The sequence below is a fragment of the Bacillus sp. AR2-1 genome, assembly GCF_008368755.1.
In the GTDB taxonomy this organism is placed as follows: Bacteria; Bacillota; Bacilli; order Bacillales; family Bacillaceae_G; genus Bacillus_A; species Bacillus_A wiedmannii.
Genome location: NZ_QORY01000023.1, coordinates 1 through 12,431, shown reverse-complemented (window position 1 = coordinate 12,431; position 12,431 = coordinate 1). Strand labels below are relative to the sequence as shown.

The following is a 12,431-nucleotide window of genomic DNA, read 5'->3' as shown; positions in this document are numbered from 1 at the left end:
ACTAAGTTTTTCAAATGGACGCCTGCTGTAACAGGTGTCTTTTTTATTCCCCTGCGGTTTTCTTCTCAAATCCAAGCTGCGTAATCATGTAATTCATGATGTTATCTTTTAAGACCACTTCACCATCTGGTGCGATTAAAAACTCGTCACCTGGTAGAATTTCATTTCCTAACGCATCCTCAATTGGATGGTCAATCATTTGTTCTTGTGGATCAGCTTTGCCGTAGCCATTGTGCATCGACATCGAGTTTTCTAGCATCTAGCTCACCTCCTTCATTAGAAGAATGGAATATGGTATAATCATGCTGAGTCATACGTTTTCAAACCGTTCTAGGGGTAGGACGGTTTGTTTTGTTTTCTTTCAACTTCCGATGTTCAATGGCACATGTTGCATGTTGTGTTCTCCATCTACCTTGGAAACGTTCAAAGTGACCTTCCCTAACTCCGACCTTCTTGCCGCATCGATAACAATACCCTTCATACTTATTTCTCACTTAGCTCACCTCCTCGCAAAGAGTAATGTAATGAGCTCTTTCCACCGGGCTTGCATCAACACCCTGACTTTTTAACCGCTGAATAATTCCAAGAATCTTTTTACGATCTCTTTCACGTTCCTCATCTTGTTTTTCTTTCGCTCGATACAGTGCTGCAAGTTCTCTTCTTGCTAATCGCGCTTCCTTAACCCACTCACGCAATAACTTTTCATCATGTGTTCTTAATGCCTCAATTTGCTTTTGTTCACAATATTTTAAAAATGCATCTAACGTTTGTTTCTTTTGTAAGTCCTTTTCTAAAACTCGTGCTGTAATGCTCATATTCTCTTCACCTTCCTTAATTTTTGATTTTCCTGCTTCAGCTGTTCGTTCTCGTTGATAAGTTTTTCAAATGTATCAAATAGCGCTACACCACCCACGAATGACACGATAATTATTGCTGTAACCAAAAGGCTGAATGTACTTTCAACCAACGTTTGGTTCCTCCTTTTGGGCTTCTAGCCATGCTTCCAAATCTTTTTGTAAGAAGAGTAATTTGCGCCCTTCTCGGATTACCGGAAACTGCGGATGATTTGCCAACTCATACATTCTGCAAACTGCGATATTAAGGTAAGCTGCCGCTTCTTTCACTCTCATTACTTTGTTTGGTTGTGCTTGCAGTTGGAATGAAGCTAATGCTGCTTGAATTTCTTCACGAACAACTTCTCGGATTGACTCTTTTATGATTTGATCTAATCCCATTTTCTTTCGCTCCTTTATAACTGTGATTTACTTATGAAATTTTTATTTAAGGCAAAAATATCTCATAAAGTATACCTATTGAGTTTGCTTCAAGCAAACCTTTGGGTAAAAAATAAAGTCGTCTTAAACTGACTCCTTTAAAATTTCTTCAGTGTTTACATTTAACAATTTTGCTATTTTAACCAACTTTGTAATGCTTGGCTGTCTATTACCCAATTCCAAATTGCAGTAGATTGATTTGTTTCGATAACCAACATTTTCAGCAACATAACTCTGACTAAATCCAAGCTGTGTTCGTAAGGCTTTAACTTTTTCGGTATCAAGTACCATCATTTTTTATCACCTTCATCTTGTTTGTTAATTTGATTATATATTAAAGGTTTGCTTCAAGCAACCTTTTTATTCAAAAAAATTTAGTTGTCTTGTAGCAAACCTTTTTGTTACATTCTATATAGGGAATTCATTGACTGAACTCAATGAATTTTTAGGGGAGGATTTACTAATGAGCGAAAATATAATTGGTATTAGAATTAAAGAGATACGAGTAGAGCTTCTTAAAATGAGTCAACTTGAATTCGCAGAAGCTATAAATGCTAAAAAATCAATGATTTCTTTATATGAAAATGGTCATAGAAACCCATCTAGAGAGACCGTTGAAAAGATGTCTCGTATATCCGGAGTGTCAGCAGACTACATCATGGGGATTTCTGAATATAAAAATTTAAATTCAACAGATTCGAAATCAATAAAAGATGACCTCAAAGAAATAATGCAACAGATAAATGACCTGAGTCCGAAGAAACGTGAAGAAATAATTAATATGATCAAAAATGAGTTATAAGAAAAAAGCGATAGATAGCTTAATTGCTAACCATCGCTTTTTTTATTTTATTCAGCTTTTCTAAAGCTTCTTTATCACCTTGATAAACCTTTTTTAATAATGATTCCATTCTCTTTTCAACAATAATCATTTCTGATTTTCCTTTTGTTAGATGCCCCATATAACCCTTCCCCCATCACCCTTAATTATTCAAAAATGCCAAAATGAAGAAAATGAATAATCCCCTAAACGTACGAAATGCCATCGCATCTTTAGATGCAATGGCATTTTTAAATCATTTATTATCCTAAAGTGCCTGGGTCCATTCTCATCATTTGTACTTCTTTTACTTTTTCAGTGGCTTGATTATCTTTAATTGATACCGAACTAACAGATAACACTGATAATGTAAGCGTACATGCAATAACTAAACTAGCTACTATTTTTTTCATTCTCATTGTCCCTCACTTTAAGATATCAAAGATTTTTATGTAGAATAAATTGCCGTCTTTTAAGAATCGGTGATATGCTTTTCTGCGCAATACTTCATCCTTTGTTGCTATTGATAAATAAAAGTCTTGAATTGCAGTTCGATTATCAATTTGATGTAAAATTGCAGAAGCTTTACTATTCTTATTCTGACGAATATACTGTAACGCCCTTTCAGCGTTATGATGTATATATTCTGATTTTACGGAAAAATTATGAATAATACAACAAAAAGAGGTGGTATTTTCCACTAATTTTCTTTTAAGTAATGATTTGTTATTTTTTATTTTTTTCAATTCTACAAGTGAAAGCTCAAAATAATACAATGCTTTATCAGGGTCGCAGAAAATATAACTTTCCGCAAATATACTTAATGCTGTAGCTTTTAATAAACTTGGAACCCCTTCTTCTTCTAGCACTTTTTTTAATAACTCTCTAGCCATACCTACTTCATCCTGCATTAAATACGCATATGAGCATATTATGTTTAACTCTACCTCATTTAAGGTTCTTTCCAAACCTTTTGGCATATCATTTATTTTATCTTGTATCATCCCTTGTAACACTGTTAAAACATTGTATGCTCCTAAATCAAAATAACCATATATACTTAGGGTGTTCACAAGTATGCTCACCCCTGGTTTATTTAAATTGACTTTTGTGCGTAACTCTTCTATTTCTTTAAGAAATTCTCCTGACCTTAATAAACGAGTTTGTCTTTCTAAACAAACGCGAAAAATCTCTTTATAATTATTAGTAACTGATTGTTTATACTCTTTCCCAATAAGATCATGTAGTAATTCTGTATAACCTGATAAATATAAGTAATACATAGCAAGCCGTACATCAGCTTCTTTATCAGTACACTTTAAAAATTCCTGAACCACTTCCATTTTCTTCTCTTCAGAATCAAGTCCACCCAAGATTTTCATTAGTTTTGTGAAAGTCATAGGAACTTTCCCATTCAATGTTTTCCATAAATTTGACTGCGATAAATTTGTTATTTTTGATAATTTCGCTGAATTCAAATCATCACTTGAAACAATACCTCCAAAGCCGATTGCCTTATTCATACTAAAGCCTCCTTGAACACGAGACACCTACCCGAATTTTCTCAATAGAAAAACTGTACCATAGGGGATTTCTTTTGAAATATTATGTTATACTTGGGCTGACTCATGGCAAAAGTTTTCCCTATCCGTATTAGGGAACAGCGAAAGAGTGGCTGCACACTACTTTTGCTGCGCTATGGGTCTTTTTTGTTCTTATTTTTCATTTAAAATAAGTTTATCACAAGATTTAGAACATTCATTTCATTAACAGTAAATTCATGTTGAGAAAGTTTTTTTCGAAAAATCCATGTTCTTACTAAGAATATCTCACTATTACAAGAACATTTATTCTAATTGTTTTTAAATAATAAAAGAGTTGTTATAAGTCGATTATAGTGGAAATCTTTTTCCAATCAAAACGGTAAAAATCAACAAATTTTTACCAACAAAAAAAGAGAGCACTTAGCTCTCTTTTTTATATTCCTGTGCCCGGGTCTTTTATATATCCTCCACCTGCTCCTGGATCATACATACCCATTCCACCACCTGGATCAGTTGTATATCCCCCGCCCGGTCCTGGATCGAAAATACCCATTCCTGTACCCGGATCGCATAACTTCCACCCTGTACCAGGTTCCTGTGATTCTTTAGAGTGTAATAACATAATTACCATCCTCCTGGATCAGTATTATTTTTTAAACCTCCACCACCTGGCTCGTTCATTCTATGTCCACCTGGTTCTATTTTTAATCCTGCGCCCCCATTACCTGGATCAAGTACTAATGGACTTCCACCTGCGCCTCCTGGATCAGAAATTACCTTTGAACCTCCTGGGTCTTTTATGTAGCATTTCATAATCTCACTCTCCCCTTTCTTTTATACACCTGTCCCTGGACCAGAAATTGGTTTCCATCCTGTGCCCGGTTCTTGATTATATCTCCAGCCACCGCCGCCTGGTTCGTTGTGCCAACCTACACCAGGATCAGTAACCTTGTGACCACCAAGGTCCTTTGTGAATTCTCCCATATTCTCCCCTCCCTTTATCCGAATCTATTAATATTTTACTATTATTTAACATCGACTGACAATCATATCCTATAACTGAATTTGTTCATATATGGTAAAATGTATCCATCGCTGATATGTCCAACTATGTAATTTTCATAGCAGCAAAATTACAACTAGACTTATACAACTTGATTCAAAAATAATTGAAGGAGTGTTTTAAGTGAAAGGACATATTCGAAAAAGAGGTAATAAATATTGTATTGTAGTCGACATTGGACCTGATCTAGAGACAGGAAAAAGAAGACAAAAGTGGTTTTCTGGGTATAAGACAAAAAAAGAAGCACAGGCTGATGTTGCGAAGAAGATTACAGAATTAAATGAAGGAACTTTTATAGAACCTTCTAAAGTTACGTTAAAAGAGTATCTAAATCACTGGCTAGAAATTAAAAGTATGAGTATAGAAAGAAGTACTTTTGTTGGTTATAGGGCATTTATCAACCAACATGTTATACCTAGTGTAGGAATGGTTGCACTCCATAAATTAAATGTTATGCACATTCAAAAATGCTATAAAACTGCGATAAATAAAGGTATTGCAAACAATTCTATTCTGCTTATGCATAGAATATTAAAGAGCGCTTTAAATCTAGCTGTAAAACAAAATGTTATTTCTCGAAATCCAGCTGCTTTTGCTGAGATACCGAAAAAAGAAAGAACCTCTATCCAAACTTGGACAGAGGAAGAAGTAAAAAAGTTTCTTTTGTATTCACAAGAATCACGATATCACATTGGGTATCTACTTGCAATAACTACAGGTATGCGTATGGGAGAAGTTCTAGGCTTACGATGGCAGGACGTTGATTTTGAAAAACACACCGTTACGATAAACCAAACATCTGGCCATGACAATAAAATCAAAAAAACAGCAAAAACAAATTCATCAAAGCGTACTATTCCTGTACCTAAAGAAACTATAGAATCCTTAAAAAGACATAAGCTTTTAATTAATAAAGAGAAATTAAGGTTTGGCTCTGCTTATCAAGATCAAGATTTAATTAATTGTAATGAGTTTGGAAGAATAATAAAAAAAGCGCATTTCAGAAAAAGCTTCATTAGAGATACACACAAAGCGGGTATAAAAGAAATTAAATTCCATGATTTAAGACATACACACGCTACTATACTATTGAAACAAGGAGTTAACCCTAAAATTATCAGTGAGCGATTAGGTCATACAGACATTTCAATGACATTAAGTGTTTATTCGCATATTTTACCGAATATGCAAGAAGAAGCTGTTAAAAACTTCGGTAAAAGCATTTTTGGATAACTTATGTTTGCAAAATGTTTGCATTTCATAAAAATAAGTCAAACAAACGCTGTTATATCAAGGTTTGTTTGACTCAACATCTTATATTCTTGATAAAACCTCCGAATTCCTATTGAAACATTTAATAACGGAATATTTTCGCCTCCGCGCGTGATACATTCAAACCGATATACATAGGCGAAATAATCTTGAGTTTTTTCATCTTTAATAGGCTCTGACATTGCCTCACAAATATTTTGTGATCTAAGAGGAGAAAAATATATATCTTCTTCGTTGATATTCTCTAATCGTACAGGTTGTTCACAAAAAATATGTGAAATTAAAGCGGGCACCCACTTAGAATATATTTCATTATCATGTAGTACTGTTAAATTAGAAATTAAATCGTAATGCCATTCATATTTTGGCAATTCTATTAATTTATTAGGTTTCCAATCATGAATCACCTCATACCAACTTTGGAAAATATAATCAAGTTGTTCTTTTCTAATAGGTTCTTTGGATACAATCCATGGTGTATTTTCATTTAATACATATGGATTATGCTGAATAAACAATATATCAGAAAACATATCATATAATCTTTCATTCAATCGTTTCAACTTACTCGTTAATAAAAACGTCTTATAATGTATCTCTACAATATCGAGCCAATCAATAGGAAAATATATAAATGATACACTTTCGTTTAAAAGAGGTTCTACTATATTTTCAAATGTTAACAACTTTAATTTTTCCATAGAATGATTACTTCCTTTCTTCATTTTTCTTGATTACAAAAAAACTAAAGTATTATCACATAATCTAATTATTTAAAAGAATAACAAATACTACTTATCCGATTAACGTATTAATGAAATGACTCTTATAAAAGTTAAAAGAAATTATCATACATAGCCCTCCTTATATATACTAAATACATTACATTAGGATTATACAATATAAATTGCGTATTGCATTTAAGATTTACAATAATTTTACAAAAGAGTATAAAAAGAGGTATTGACCATACATATGTATAGCAATACCTCTTTTCTTTACCCTATTACATCTTTTACTTCTGTATCCACTGGCCATTTTTCTAAGGCATAAGCTATCTCCCAAAATGAATATTCATATTGACTACTAATAAGAAAATGCTGTTTCATTCGCTTGCGGTCAGACTCTGTCACTTTTTCAGCGATAATATCTAACCATGTAATTTGCTCTTCAACTAATGTACGGAATCAATCAGATCCGTAAATAGAAAGCCAATCATTTTAAATTGGCTCTTCTGGCTGACACTTTTTTAAACATTTATCAAATTAGTAAGTATACATTAGAAAATCCATCCATAGAATGGCTTTATTTTTCACTTCACAGCTAGAGCTACTGAAAATTATAAAGCTCATCTTGAGAGACAGGAAAAATTATTAACTAGTAATGGCTATCGTAAAGCTAGACGAAACGCTGGAATCCCAAACTCTACTTCATACCACAAACCTACACAAATCTTTGATGGAACTAGTGAACATAGGTGGGCTCTAATATTAAGAATGAAAAAGTATATATAATTGAGTATAGAGAAGATAAAATGGGAAGGGGTTCCCATTTCCATACTGCAGATGATGAAAAAGGAAGACCACTGGAAAAAAGGAAAACATTAAGAAACTAAAGGTGTGAAAAATTTTGAGTAATATGAATAAAAGCCGAATCGAAATTCTAAAAATGAAAGCAAAAAGAAAAGCTAGTAGAAAAGAACTGATAGACGAACTTACTAATATTGTTACGATTTCTATGGACTCATTTATGGATGCAGAATCTAATGATTTATTTTGTAAAGAATTATTTAATACGCTAGAACAAAATTCAAACATAAAAAATTTTGGTAGCACTGATTATGAAGAAAACAGAAGACTATCAATAGCGCTGTTAAAAGAAACAGCTAAAACTATTCAATTTCCAGTTAATCAAGGGAGACTCTTTTTCTCTAAGGGTGGTAAATTTGAAGCAGTTAAGCTAAACATTGCTGAAGTATTTGATAATTTAGAAGAATTATCAACCATATCAAGATTTCTAACTGGGTATGCTGATTTTATATTAGTTGGTGATGATTTAGAATACGGCGTATGTATCGAAAGAACGGAATATCATTATGAATTCAGTATGTGGGGAATCACAAAAATCTAAATTATAAAACAATCCACATTCAGACGATGTAAATCCAATCCTATTGGATGAAAACAATTGGCTTGTATCTAAAAATCATCATTTAGAAGGAATTGGTATACCTGCTGCTACTTTAATTCAAATGAAATAGAATAGCGTTGAAGATAGATAAAAAGTTTCAAATTTAATTAACCTAGTGTTATAATGCGAGAGATTGATAATCATATTTATCTATTAAAGAAGGATTCTCAAATTTCAGCCCCTTGACGCGCACCGTTAGGGACTGAACTCCTTTGTTTCGATAAGAATGATGTAATGTATTTAACTTTTACAATAAAACTAAAAAAGAACACCTTATGTCAGTGCCCTTCTTGCAAATAACAACCTTTATGTAATTGAACATACAGATAAAACTAATCCCCCTAATGTAATTGCACCTAGTAATCCAAATACAATCAGCAAGACAAATGGAAGACTGCGATAATGGAACAAATGACCTACTTGTACTTGATCCATATTGTTTTATTTTCTCATAATTCATATTTAACATTAATTGTAGACATGTTACACCATCATCATGCGAACGATCTAGCTCAACTGCATGAAGTATACTTTCTTCATCACGAAACTTCACATCAGGAACTATTTTCTTTTTCTTTTTGTTCTTTATATAACGTATATCCGTTTCAATCTGCCAATCGTCCGGACAAAATAAATGCAACCATGCTGCATTCCATAATAGTGCATGAGCTAGTTTTCCTCTCGACACAACTTTCCCATCATCACCGAACATGGCATGCCCTTCTTTGTTCAAATAATATACGTATTCCTTCCTTTGTATTGTTTTACTTACGTATGGTTTTAACTCTCACATAATACGGTTTGCATTTCGAATACCGCCCATATCATGCACACTCATCAAATGTCTCCTTGTTGCAAACTGAAGCTTTCTAATCGTCGCAAGTATTGCAAATCTGACGGTTGATTTTCATGTGACTCTGGATATTCATGTTTTTCCACCTCATATTCTTTTAGATGTTCCCACATGACCTTGTCATCGATATACGGCACTTGCAATACGGTGAAGTTTTCCTTCATATATATAGCTCTTCCTGGAATAGATGGTAGTTGTTCTAATCCGGGCTGATCAATAACAAATTCTGATGCAGTACGAGTCGGTAAACGGAAACCAAGTTTCGCATTCGCCATTTGTTTTACTACCCTTGGCAATGTATCTCCTGTCGGATATTGCGTACAGAAGACAATACGAAACCCTAGTGCTCCTCCAACACGCGCAATGTGACTAAGCATGTATTGACACTCTTCCAGCATTTTATTATGAGCCCTCGGTAATCCTTTTGCAGGCGCGAGTACCGCCCCTTCATCTACTACAATGAAATACCGGTCTTTTTCTATCGTATGAACAATATTCTTGATGCCACGTTCTTTCATGTACTTCCCACGCTCATGCATTTTCTCCATTACTTTTAGCAGCATACCATGTGCTTACTCTGATGTTTCTGCGATTTTTTCAACTTGTTTTAGCTTTTTATATTCGCTAAATTCGAGTCCTTCTTCTTTTAAATCAATTAAATAAAAATGAGCATGATTTGGATTCGCTAACGATAAGGAAGCAAACATGTTTTTAAGAAAGACAGTTTTCCCCATGCGAATTAATCCACCTATAGCCATATGCGGCCTCTCATCAAAATCGTGATAAACAATTGTTTCTAAACTCTGGCCAACTGGAATACGCCATTTTCCTTTCGTTACTAAATCCATTGACCATGACCAGTTCTTCGGTATTTCTCTGTGGAATACACGAATATTCAATTTATAATTATCGTACTGGATCCGTACTGGTTTATTTAGTCCCTCGCTTACCACATCCTCTACCTTCTGAATAATTTTACTGGGCATGCCAAGCGGTAAAGTGTAAACATAAGTCGTACTACGATCATCATCAATTTGTTTTTGGAACTTTGGATATTGCAATTTTTCTTCATTATTTCTTTTAATCGCAATACCAGCTACTTCAAAAAACACCTGTATTTTTCGCTTATCATCATTTTTACTTTTGAACTTTTCACCGAATAATGCCACTGTTATACCTGCAGCTGGAACGAGTAATAATTCAATCATTTTCTCCACTCCCCATATACCCTTTATTAGGGTATATATCCCTTATTTTCGGAATACTCCCGTACACGCTTTATGCCAACGACCAGTAAATGTCCTGAAATTCCACGTTGGTATTCCCCTATAGAAACGCGAAAAGAACATAACGTAGAAGATACAAGAACGAGCCTGTGAGCGTTGTGTACATGGTCATTCGTGGAAGCCAACGTGGAACACTCTGCCCCATTTTTTCTGCAACCTTCATCGTAATCACTGACAAGCCTGTTGCAGTCCATACTACTACCGCTTCACCAACGATTGTCATTTGAATCCCTCTTTTCGAATGAGTTGTAATCCCTTCGCTATCATAACCGGTTGATACTCATTAATGACGTCTCCCCAATCAAGCACTTCATCCTTATCTTCATATAAATCATCCATAATATCGTTCGATAAACGGTAATAGCCTTTATATTCACGATTGTTAAAAACCTCATGTCTTTCCATGTGATCCACAATTGCGTTTGTTTCTTTCTTGCCATTAGAACCCCAATACATATTTCTCAACTCTTTCGATGGATATAGGTAAGGCGTTTCGTTTAAATGTGAGAATTGCCAACGCATATGCGTCCTCTCCCTTCTTGATGTCCTTGATTCCACTTGGTATTCCTCATGGTCTTGATAAAGGTATATGACCTAGAAAGGAGGATTTTGCCTGTCCTTCGAGAAAAAATTCGTAGGACAACTAAAAAAGGGTGATGATATGGAAAGTCGTTTGAAAGAAATTTTGGATGCACGTGGAATTAAATACAGTTTTATTGCTAAAAAAGTTGGGATTGCAACATCCACAATGACTAATTTAATAAAAGGTGGACTTCCAACCTTACCTGTCGCCTATCGCATTGCACGTGTATTGGAAATGAAATTAGAAGAAATTTGGATTGAAGATGAAGAAATAGAATAATCATCATTTGGACATACTCATACTGAGGTGAATTGCATGATTTGGGCAATAGCATTGCTTGTAATTGTTTTTCTAATTGGTGCAATAACAAAAAGTCCGCACGTAACACCTGAAGAAATTAGAACCGAGCGAATCAAAAGAAGTGCAACTCGTAGCAATTTAGAAGTAATGGATCCGAGGGAATTTGAATATTTTGTAGCTGATGTCTTTCGTTCTCTTGGTTATAAAGTTCAAGTAACTTCTGGCTCTAACGATGGCGGCAAAGACATCATTCTTTATTAAGAGAATAAAATGAAATTCGTCGAGGTAAAACGCTATACGAAAAACTCCATTGGAAGACCCTTTATTCAGAAGCTTCATAGCGCAATTGTGGATGCTGATGCTGTTGGAGGATATTTCGTAACACTAAGTCATTTCAATAAGAACGCAAGACAATATGCAGCAAATAAGAACATTGAATTAATTGATGGCAACTCACTTATCGACATGCTAAATTCATAAAAATATAAAGTCCCATACTTTTGAACGGTGGTTTTTCGTTACTAACTCACGCTTTAAACAGAACTTATGTATACTTACCGTACACAACGTATGTCGGAATAGTTCGCAGGAATTTGTGAAATACTAAACGATTTAAATAAAAATCCGAAGCCAACAGTTACAGAAGATATACAAAAACAACTTAAATGAGAACTTATACATTCAATGCAAACTCAAGAAGAAGTATTAATTTCATATTACCACGATAGCTGTATATCAATATGGATACATAACTACTATCCATATTGATATACAAATTTATCTTAGCTTGAGAGGAGTTTCCGCATCACCAATCGCTTGAATCATTTCAATCTTTATGGTAATTCTGTTTGGTGATTCTATAATGTTATCAGCTGAATTACTTTCTACTTTTAAGTTGGGTCCAATAATAGTAACTAGCTCTTCGCTAATATGCAGTATAAAGCCTTTGATATGAATACCTTCTAAAAATAATACAATGTATAAATTAATTAATTGATAATCATATAGTAATTTTTTAATTTCAATTTTTATTTTTTCAATATTATTAGATGTATCTATTTGGTAATAAGATTCTTTTTGATTGAATAATAATTGCGAATTATCTTGCGATAGTATAAATTTTTTGGAGGTTAGTGAAGTATTAAAAGTATCACTTAATTTTAATAAAACCCGAGAAGATTTTTGGTTTTTTGATGATTTTGCAGAAATACCAGTGTTTTTTTTGGATCTGATTGTTTGTGTTGAG

The 12,431-nt window shown here is 33.8% G+C and carries 19 protein-coding genes and 5 pseudogenes; 5 read left to right on the top strand and 19 right to left on the bottom strand.

Annotated elements, in window-relative coordinates; all coding sequences use genetic code 11:
- Window positions 1–43 precede the first annotated feature (43 nt).
- From DT250_RS24580 to DT250_RS24565, 6 genes are all read right to left on the bottom strand, one after another.
- Complete coding sequence (locus DT250_RS24580) at window positions 44–259, bottom strand: YqaI family protein (RefSeq protein WP_149213832.1); 216 nt, start codon at window positions 257–259, stop codon at window positions 44–46.
- A 61-nt stretch (window positions 260–320) separates the two neighbouring features.
- The gene (locus tag DT250_RS31820; RefSeq protein ID WP_179952860.1) at window positions 321–494 is read right to left on the bottom strand and encodes a hypothetical protein; all 174 of its coding nucleotides are present in this window, start codon (window positions 492–494) and stop codon (window positions 321–323) included.
- Window positions 495–815 (bottom strand): hypothetical protein, encoded by a 321-nt coding sequence (locus DT250_RS24575; RefSeq protein WP_149213831.1) that lies wholly within the window; start codon window positions 813–815, stop codon window positions 495–497.
- On the bottom strand, window positions 812–967 hold the full coding sequence (locus DT250_RS31815) for a hypothetical protein (protein ID WP_179952859.1): 156 nt from the start codon (window positions 965–967) through the stop codon (window positions 812–814). The genes DT250_RS24575 and DT250_RS31815 overlap by 4 nt, the downstream gene beginning before the upstream one ends.
- Entirely contained in the window at window positions 960–1,235 is a 276-nt protein-coding gene (locus tag DT250_RS24570; RefSeq protein ID WP_098116389.1) for a helix-turn-helix domain-containing protein, read from the bottom strand. The genes DT250_RS31815 and DT250_RS24570 overlap by 8 nt, the downstream gene beginning before the upstream one ends.
- A gap of 123 nt (window positions 1,236–1,358) precedes the next feature.
- Window positions 1,359–1,568, bottom strand: a complete 210-nt coding sequence (locus tag DT250_RS24565) for a helix-turn-helix domain-containing protein (RefSeq protein ID WP_088046585.1) — start codon at window positions 1,566–1,568, stop codon at window positions 1,359–1,361.
- A gap of 169 nt (window positions 1,569–1,737) precedes the next feature.
- On the opposite strand from DT250_RS24565, the gene DT250_RS24560 reads away from it, so the two are divergent.
- Complete coding sequence (locus tag DT250_RS24560; RefSeq protein WP_098102670.1) at window positions 1,738–2,076, top strand: helix-turn-helix domain-containing protein; 339 nt, start codon at window positions 1,738–1,740, stop codon at window positions 2,074–2,076.
- A 19-nt stretch (window positions 2,077–2,095) separates the two neighbouring features.
- Here DT250_RS24560 and DT250_RS31810 read toward each other — a convergent pair whose 3' ends face one another.
- The 6 genes from DT250_RS31810 to DT250_RS31800 all read right to left on the bottom strand — a co-directional run bounded on the left by DT250_RS31810 (window position 2,096) and on the right by DT250_RS31800 (window position 4,622).
- A complete protein-coding gene (locus DT250_RS31810) occupies window positions 2,096–2,236 on the bottom strand; it encodes a hypothetical protein (protein WP_176373009.1) in 141 nt (46 codons plus the stop codon).
- A gap of 121 nt (window positions 2,237–2,357) precedes the next feature.
- A complete protein-coding gene (locus DT250_RS31805) occupies window positions 2,358–2,507 on the bottom strand; it encodes a hypothetical protein (protein WP_088046583.1) in 150 nt (49 codons plus the stop codon).
- A 12-nt stretch (window positions 2,508–2,519) separates the two neighbouring features.
- On the bottom strand, window positions 2,520–3,617 hold the full coding sequence (locus DT250_RS24555; protein WP_149213830.1) for an AimR family lysis-lysogeny pheromone receptor: 1,098 nt from the start codon (window positions 3,615–3,617) through the stop codon (window positions 2,520–2,522).
- 454 nt (window positions 3,618–4,071) lie between these two features.
- The gene (locus DT250_RS24550) at window positions 4,072–4,260 is read right to left on the bottom strand and encodes a hypothetical protein (RefSeq protein WP_098115603.1); all 189 of its coding nucleotides are present in this window, start codon (window positions 4,258–4,260) and stop codon (window positions 4,072–4,074) included.
- A 2-nt stretch (window positions 4,261–4,262) separates the two neighbouring features.
- A complete protein-coding gene (locus tag DT250_RS24545; protein WP_106383200.1) occupies window positions 4,263–4,451 on the bottom strand; it encodes a hypothetical protein in 189 nt (62 codons plus the stop codon).
- 21 nt (window positions 4,452–4,472) lie between these two features.
- Window positions 4,473–4,622, bottom strand: coding sequence for a hypothetical protein (locus DT250_RS31800; protein ID WP_179952858.1), 150 nt, complete (start codon window positions 4,620–4,622; stop codon window positions 4,473–4,475).
- 202 nt (window positions 4,623–4,824) lie between these two features.
- On the opposite strand from DT250_RS31800, the gene DT250_RS24540 reads away from it, so the two are divergent.
- Window positions 4,825–5,934, top strand: coding sequence for a tyrosine-type recombinase/integrase (locus DT250_RS24540; protein ID WP_149213829.1), 1,110 nt, complete (start codon window positions 4,825–4,827; stop codon window positions 5,932–5,934).
- A gap of 38 nt (window positions 5,935–5,972) precedes the next feature.
- On the opposite strand, the gene DT250_RS24535 is transcribed toward DT250_RS24540, so the two are convergent.
- Window positions 5,973–6,674, bottom strand: coding sequence for a pPIWI_RE module domain-containing protein (locus tag DT250_RS24535; RefSeq protein WP_149213828.1), 702 nt, complete (start codon window positions 6,672–6,674; stop codon window positions 5,973–5,975).
- A gap of 297 nt (window positions 6,675–6,971) precedes the next feature.
- Window positions 6,972–7,226 (bottom strand): annotated as a pseudogene (locus DT250_RS24530) (thiaminase II/PqqC family protein); the annotation flags it as partial.
- Between the two features lie 376 nt (window positions 7,227–7,602).
- On the opposite strand from DT250_RS24530, the gene DT250_RS24520 reads away from it, so the two are divergent.
- A complete protein-coding gene (locus tag DT250_RS24520; RefSeq protein ID WP_088063582.1) occupies window positions 7,603–8,103 on the top strand; it encodes a YxiF family protein in 501 nt (166 codons plus the stop codon).
- A 366-nt stretch (window positions 8,104–8,469) separates the two neighbouring features.
- Here DT250_RS24520 and DT250_RS24515 read toward each other — a convergent pair.
- The 4 genes and pseudogenes from DT250_RS24515 to DT250_RS24500 form a co-directional block, all read right to left on the bottom strand.
- Window positions 8,470–8,923 (bottom strand): annotated as a pseudogene (locus DT250_RS24515) (replication-relaxation family protein).
- Between the two features lie 109 nt (window positions 8,924–9,032).
- A pseudogene (locus tag DT250_RS32720) lies at window positions 9,033–10,224 on the bottom strand (FtsK/SpoIIIE domain-containing protein).
- Window positions 10,225–10,342: 118 nt separating this feature from the next.
- Window positions 10,343–10,525: a hypothetical protein gene (locus DT250_RS24505; protein ID WP_061674231.1), complete on the bottom strand. Its 183-nt coding sequence runs from the start codon at window positions 10,523–10,525 to the stop codon at window positions 10,343–10,345.
- Entirely contained in the window at window positions 10,522–10,824 is a 303-nt protein-coding gene (locus tag DT250_RS24500; RefSeq protein ID WP_088122225.1) for a hypothetical protein, read from the bottom strand. The genes DT250_RS24505 and DT250_RS24500 overlap by 4 nt, the downstream gene beginning before the upstream one ends.
- A gap of 139 nt (window positions 10,825–10,963) precedes the next feature.
- On the opposite strand from DT250_RS24500, the gene DT250_RS24495 reads away from it, so the two are divergent.
- Complete coding sequence (locus DT250_RS24495) at window positions 10,964–11,164, top strand: helix-turn-helix domain-containing protein (protein WP_000445877.1); 201 nt, start codon at window positions 10,964–10,966, stop codon at window positions 11,162–11,164.
- 36 nt (window positions 11,165–11,200) lie between these two features.
- A pseudogene (locus DT250_RS24490) lies at window positions 11,201–11,665 on the top strand (restriction endonuclease).
- A 297-nt stretch (window positions 11,666–11,962) separates the two neighbouring features.
- On the opposite strand, the pseudogene DT250_RS24485 reads toward DT250_RS24490, so the two are convergent.
- Window positions 11,963–12,431: pseudogene (locus tag DT250_RS24485) on the bottom strand (hypothetical protein); the annotation flags it as partial.

What these genes read in the sequence shown, in the direction of transcription:
- DT250_RS31805 (WP_088046583.1), bottom strand. Translation starts at nt 2,507, where the DNA reads ATGAAAAAAATAGTAGCTAGTTTAGTTATTGCATGTACGCTTACATTA.
- DT250_RS24495 (WP_000445877.1), top strand. Translation starts at nt 10,964, where the DNA reads ATGGAAAGTCGTTTGAAAGAAATTTTGGATGCACGTGGAATTAAATAC.
- DT250_RS24570 (WP_098116389.1), bottom strand. Translation starts at nt 1,235, where the DNA reads ATGGGATTAGATCAAATCATAAAAGAGTCAATCCGAGAAGTTGTTCGT.
- DT250_RS24575 (WP_149213831.1), bottom strand. Translation starts at nt 815, where the DNA reads ATGAGCATTACAGCACGAGTTTTAGAAAAGGACTTACAAAAGAAACAA.
- DT250_RS31800 (WP_179952858.1), bottom strand. Translation starts at nt 4,622, where the DNA reads ATGGGAGAATTCACAAAGGACCTTGGTGGTCACAAGGTTACTGATCCT.
- DT250_RS24500 (WP_088122225.1), bottom strand. Translation starts at nt 10,824, where the DNA reads ATGCGTTGGCAATTCTCACATTTAAACGAAACGCCTTACCTATATCCA.
- DT250_RS31810 (WP_176373009.1), bottom strand. Translation starts at nt 2,236, where the DNA reads ATGGGGCATCTAACAAAAGGAAAATCAGAAATGATTATTGTTGAAAAG.
- DT250_RS24550 (WP_098115603.1), bottom strand. Translation starts at nt 4,260, where the DNA reads ATGTTATTACACTCTAAAGAATCACAGGAACCTGGTACAGGGTGGAAG.
- DT250_RS24580 (WP_149213832.1), bottom strand. Translation starts at nt 259, where the DNA reads ATGCTAGAAAACTCGATGTCGATGCACAATGGCTACGGCAAAGCTGAT.
- DT250_RS24555 (WP_149213830.1), bottom strand. Translation starts at nt 3,617, where the DNA reads ATGAATAAGGCAATCGGCTTTGGAGGTATTGTTTCAAGTGATGATTTG.
- DT250_RS24545 (WP_106383200.1), bottom strand. Translation starts at nt 4,451, where the DNA reads ATGAAATGCTACATAAAAGACCCAGGAGGTTCAAAGGTAATTTCTGAT.
- DT250_RS24560 (WP_098102670.1), top strand. Translation starts at nt 1,738, where the DNA reads ATGAGCGAAAATATAATTGGTATTAGAATTAAAGAGATACGAGTAGAG.
- DT250_RS24535 (WP_149213828.1), bottom strand. Translation starts at nt 6,674, where the DNA reads ATGGAAAAATTAAAGTTGTTAACATTTGAAAATATAGTAGAACCTCTT.
- DT250_RS24565 (WP_088046585.1), bottom strand. Translation starts at nt 1,568, where the DNA reads ATGATGGTACTTGATACCGAAAAAGTTAAAGCCTTACGAACACAGCTT.
- DT250_RS24505 (WP_061674231.1), bottom strand. Translation starts at nt 10,525, where the DNA reads ATGACAATCGTTGGTGAAGCGGTAGTAGTATGGACTGCAACAGGCTTG.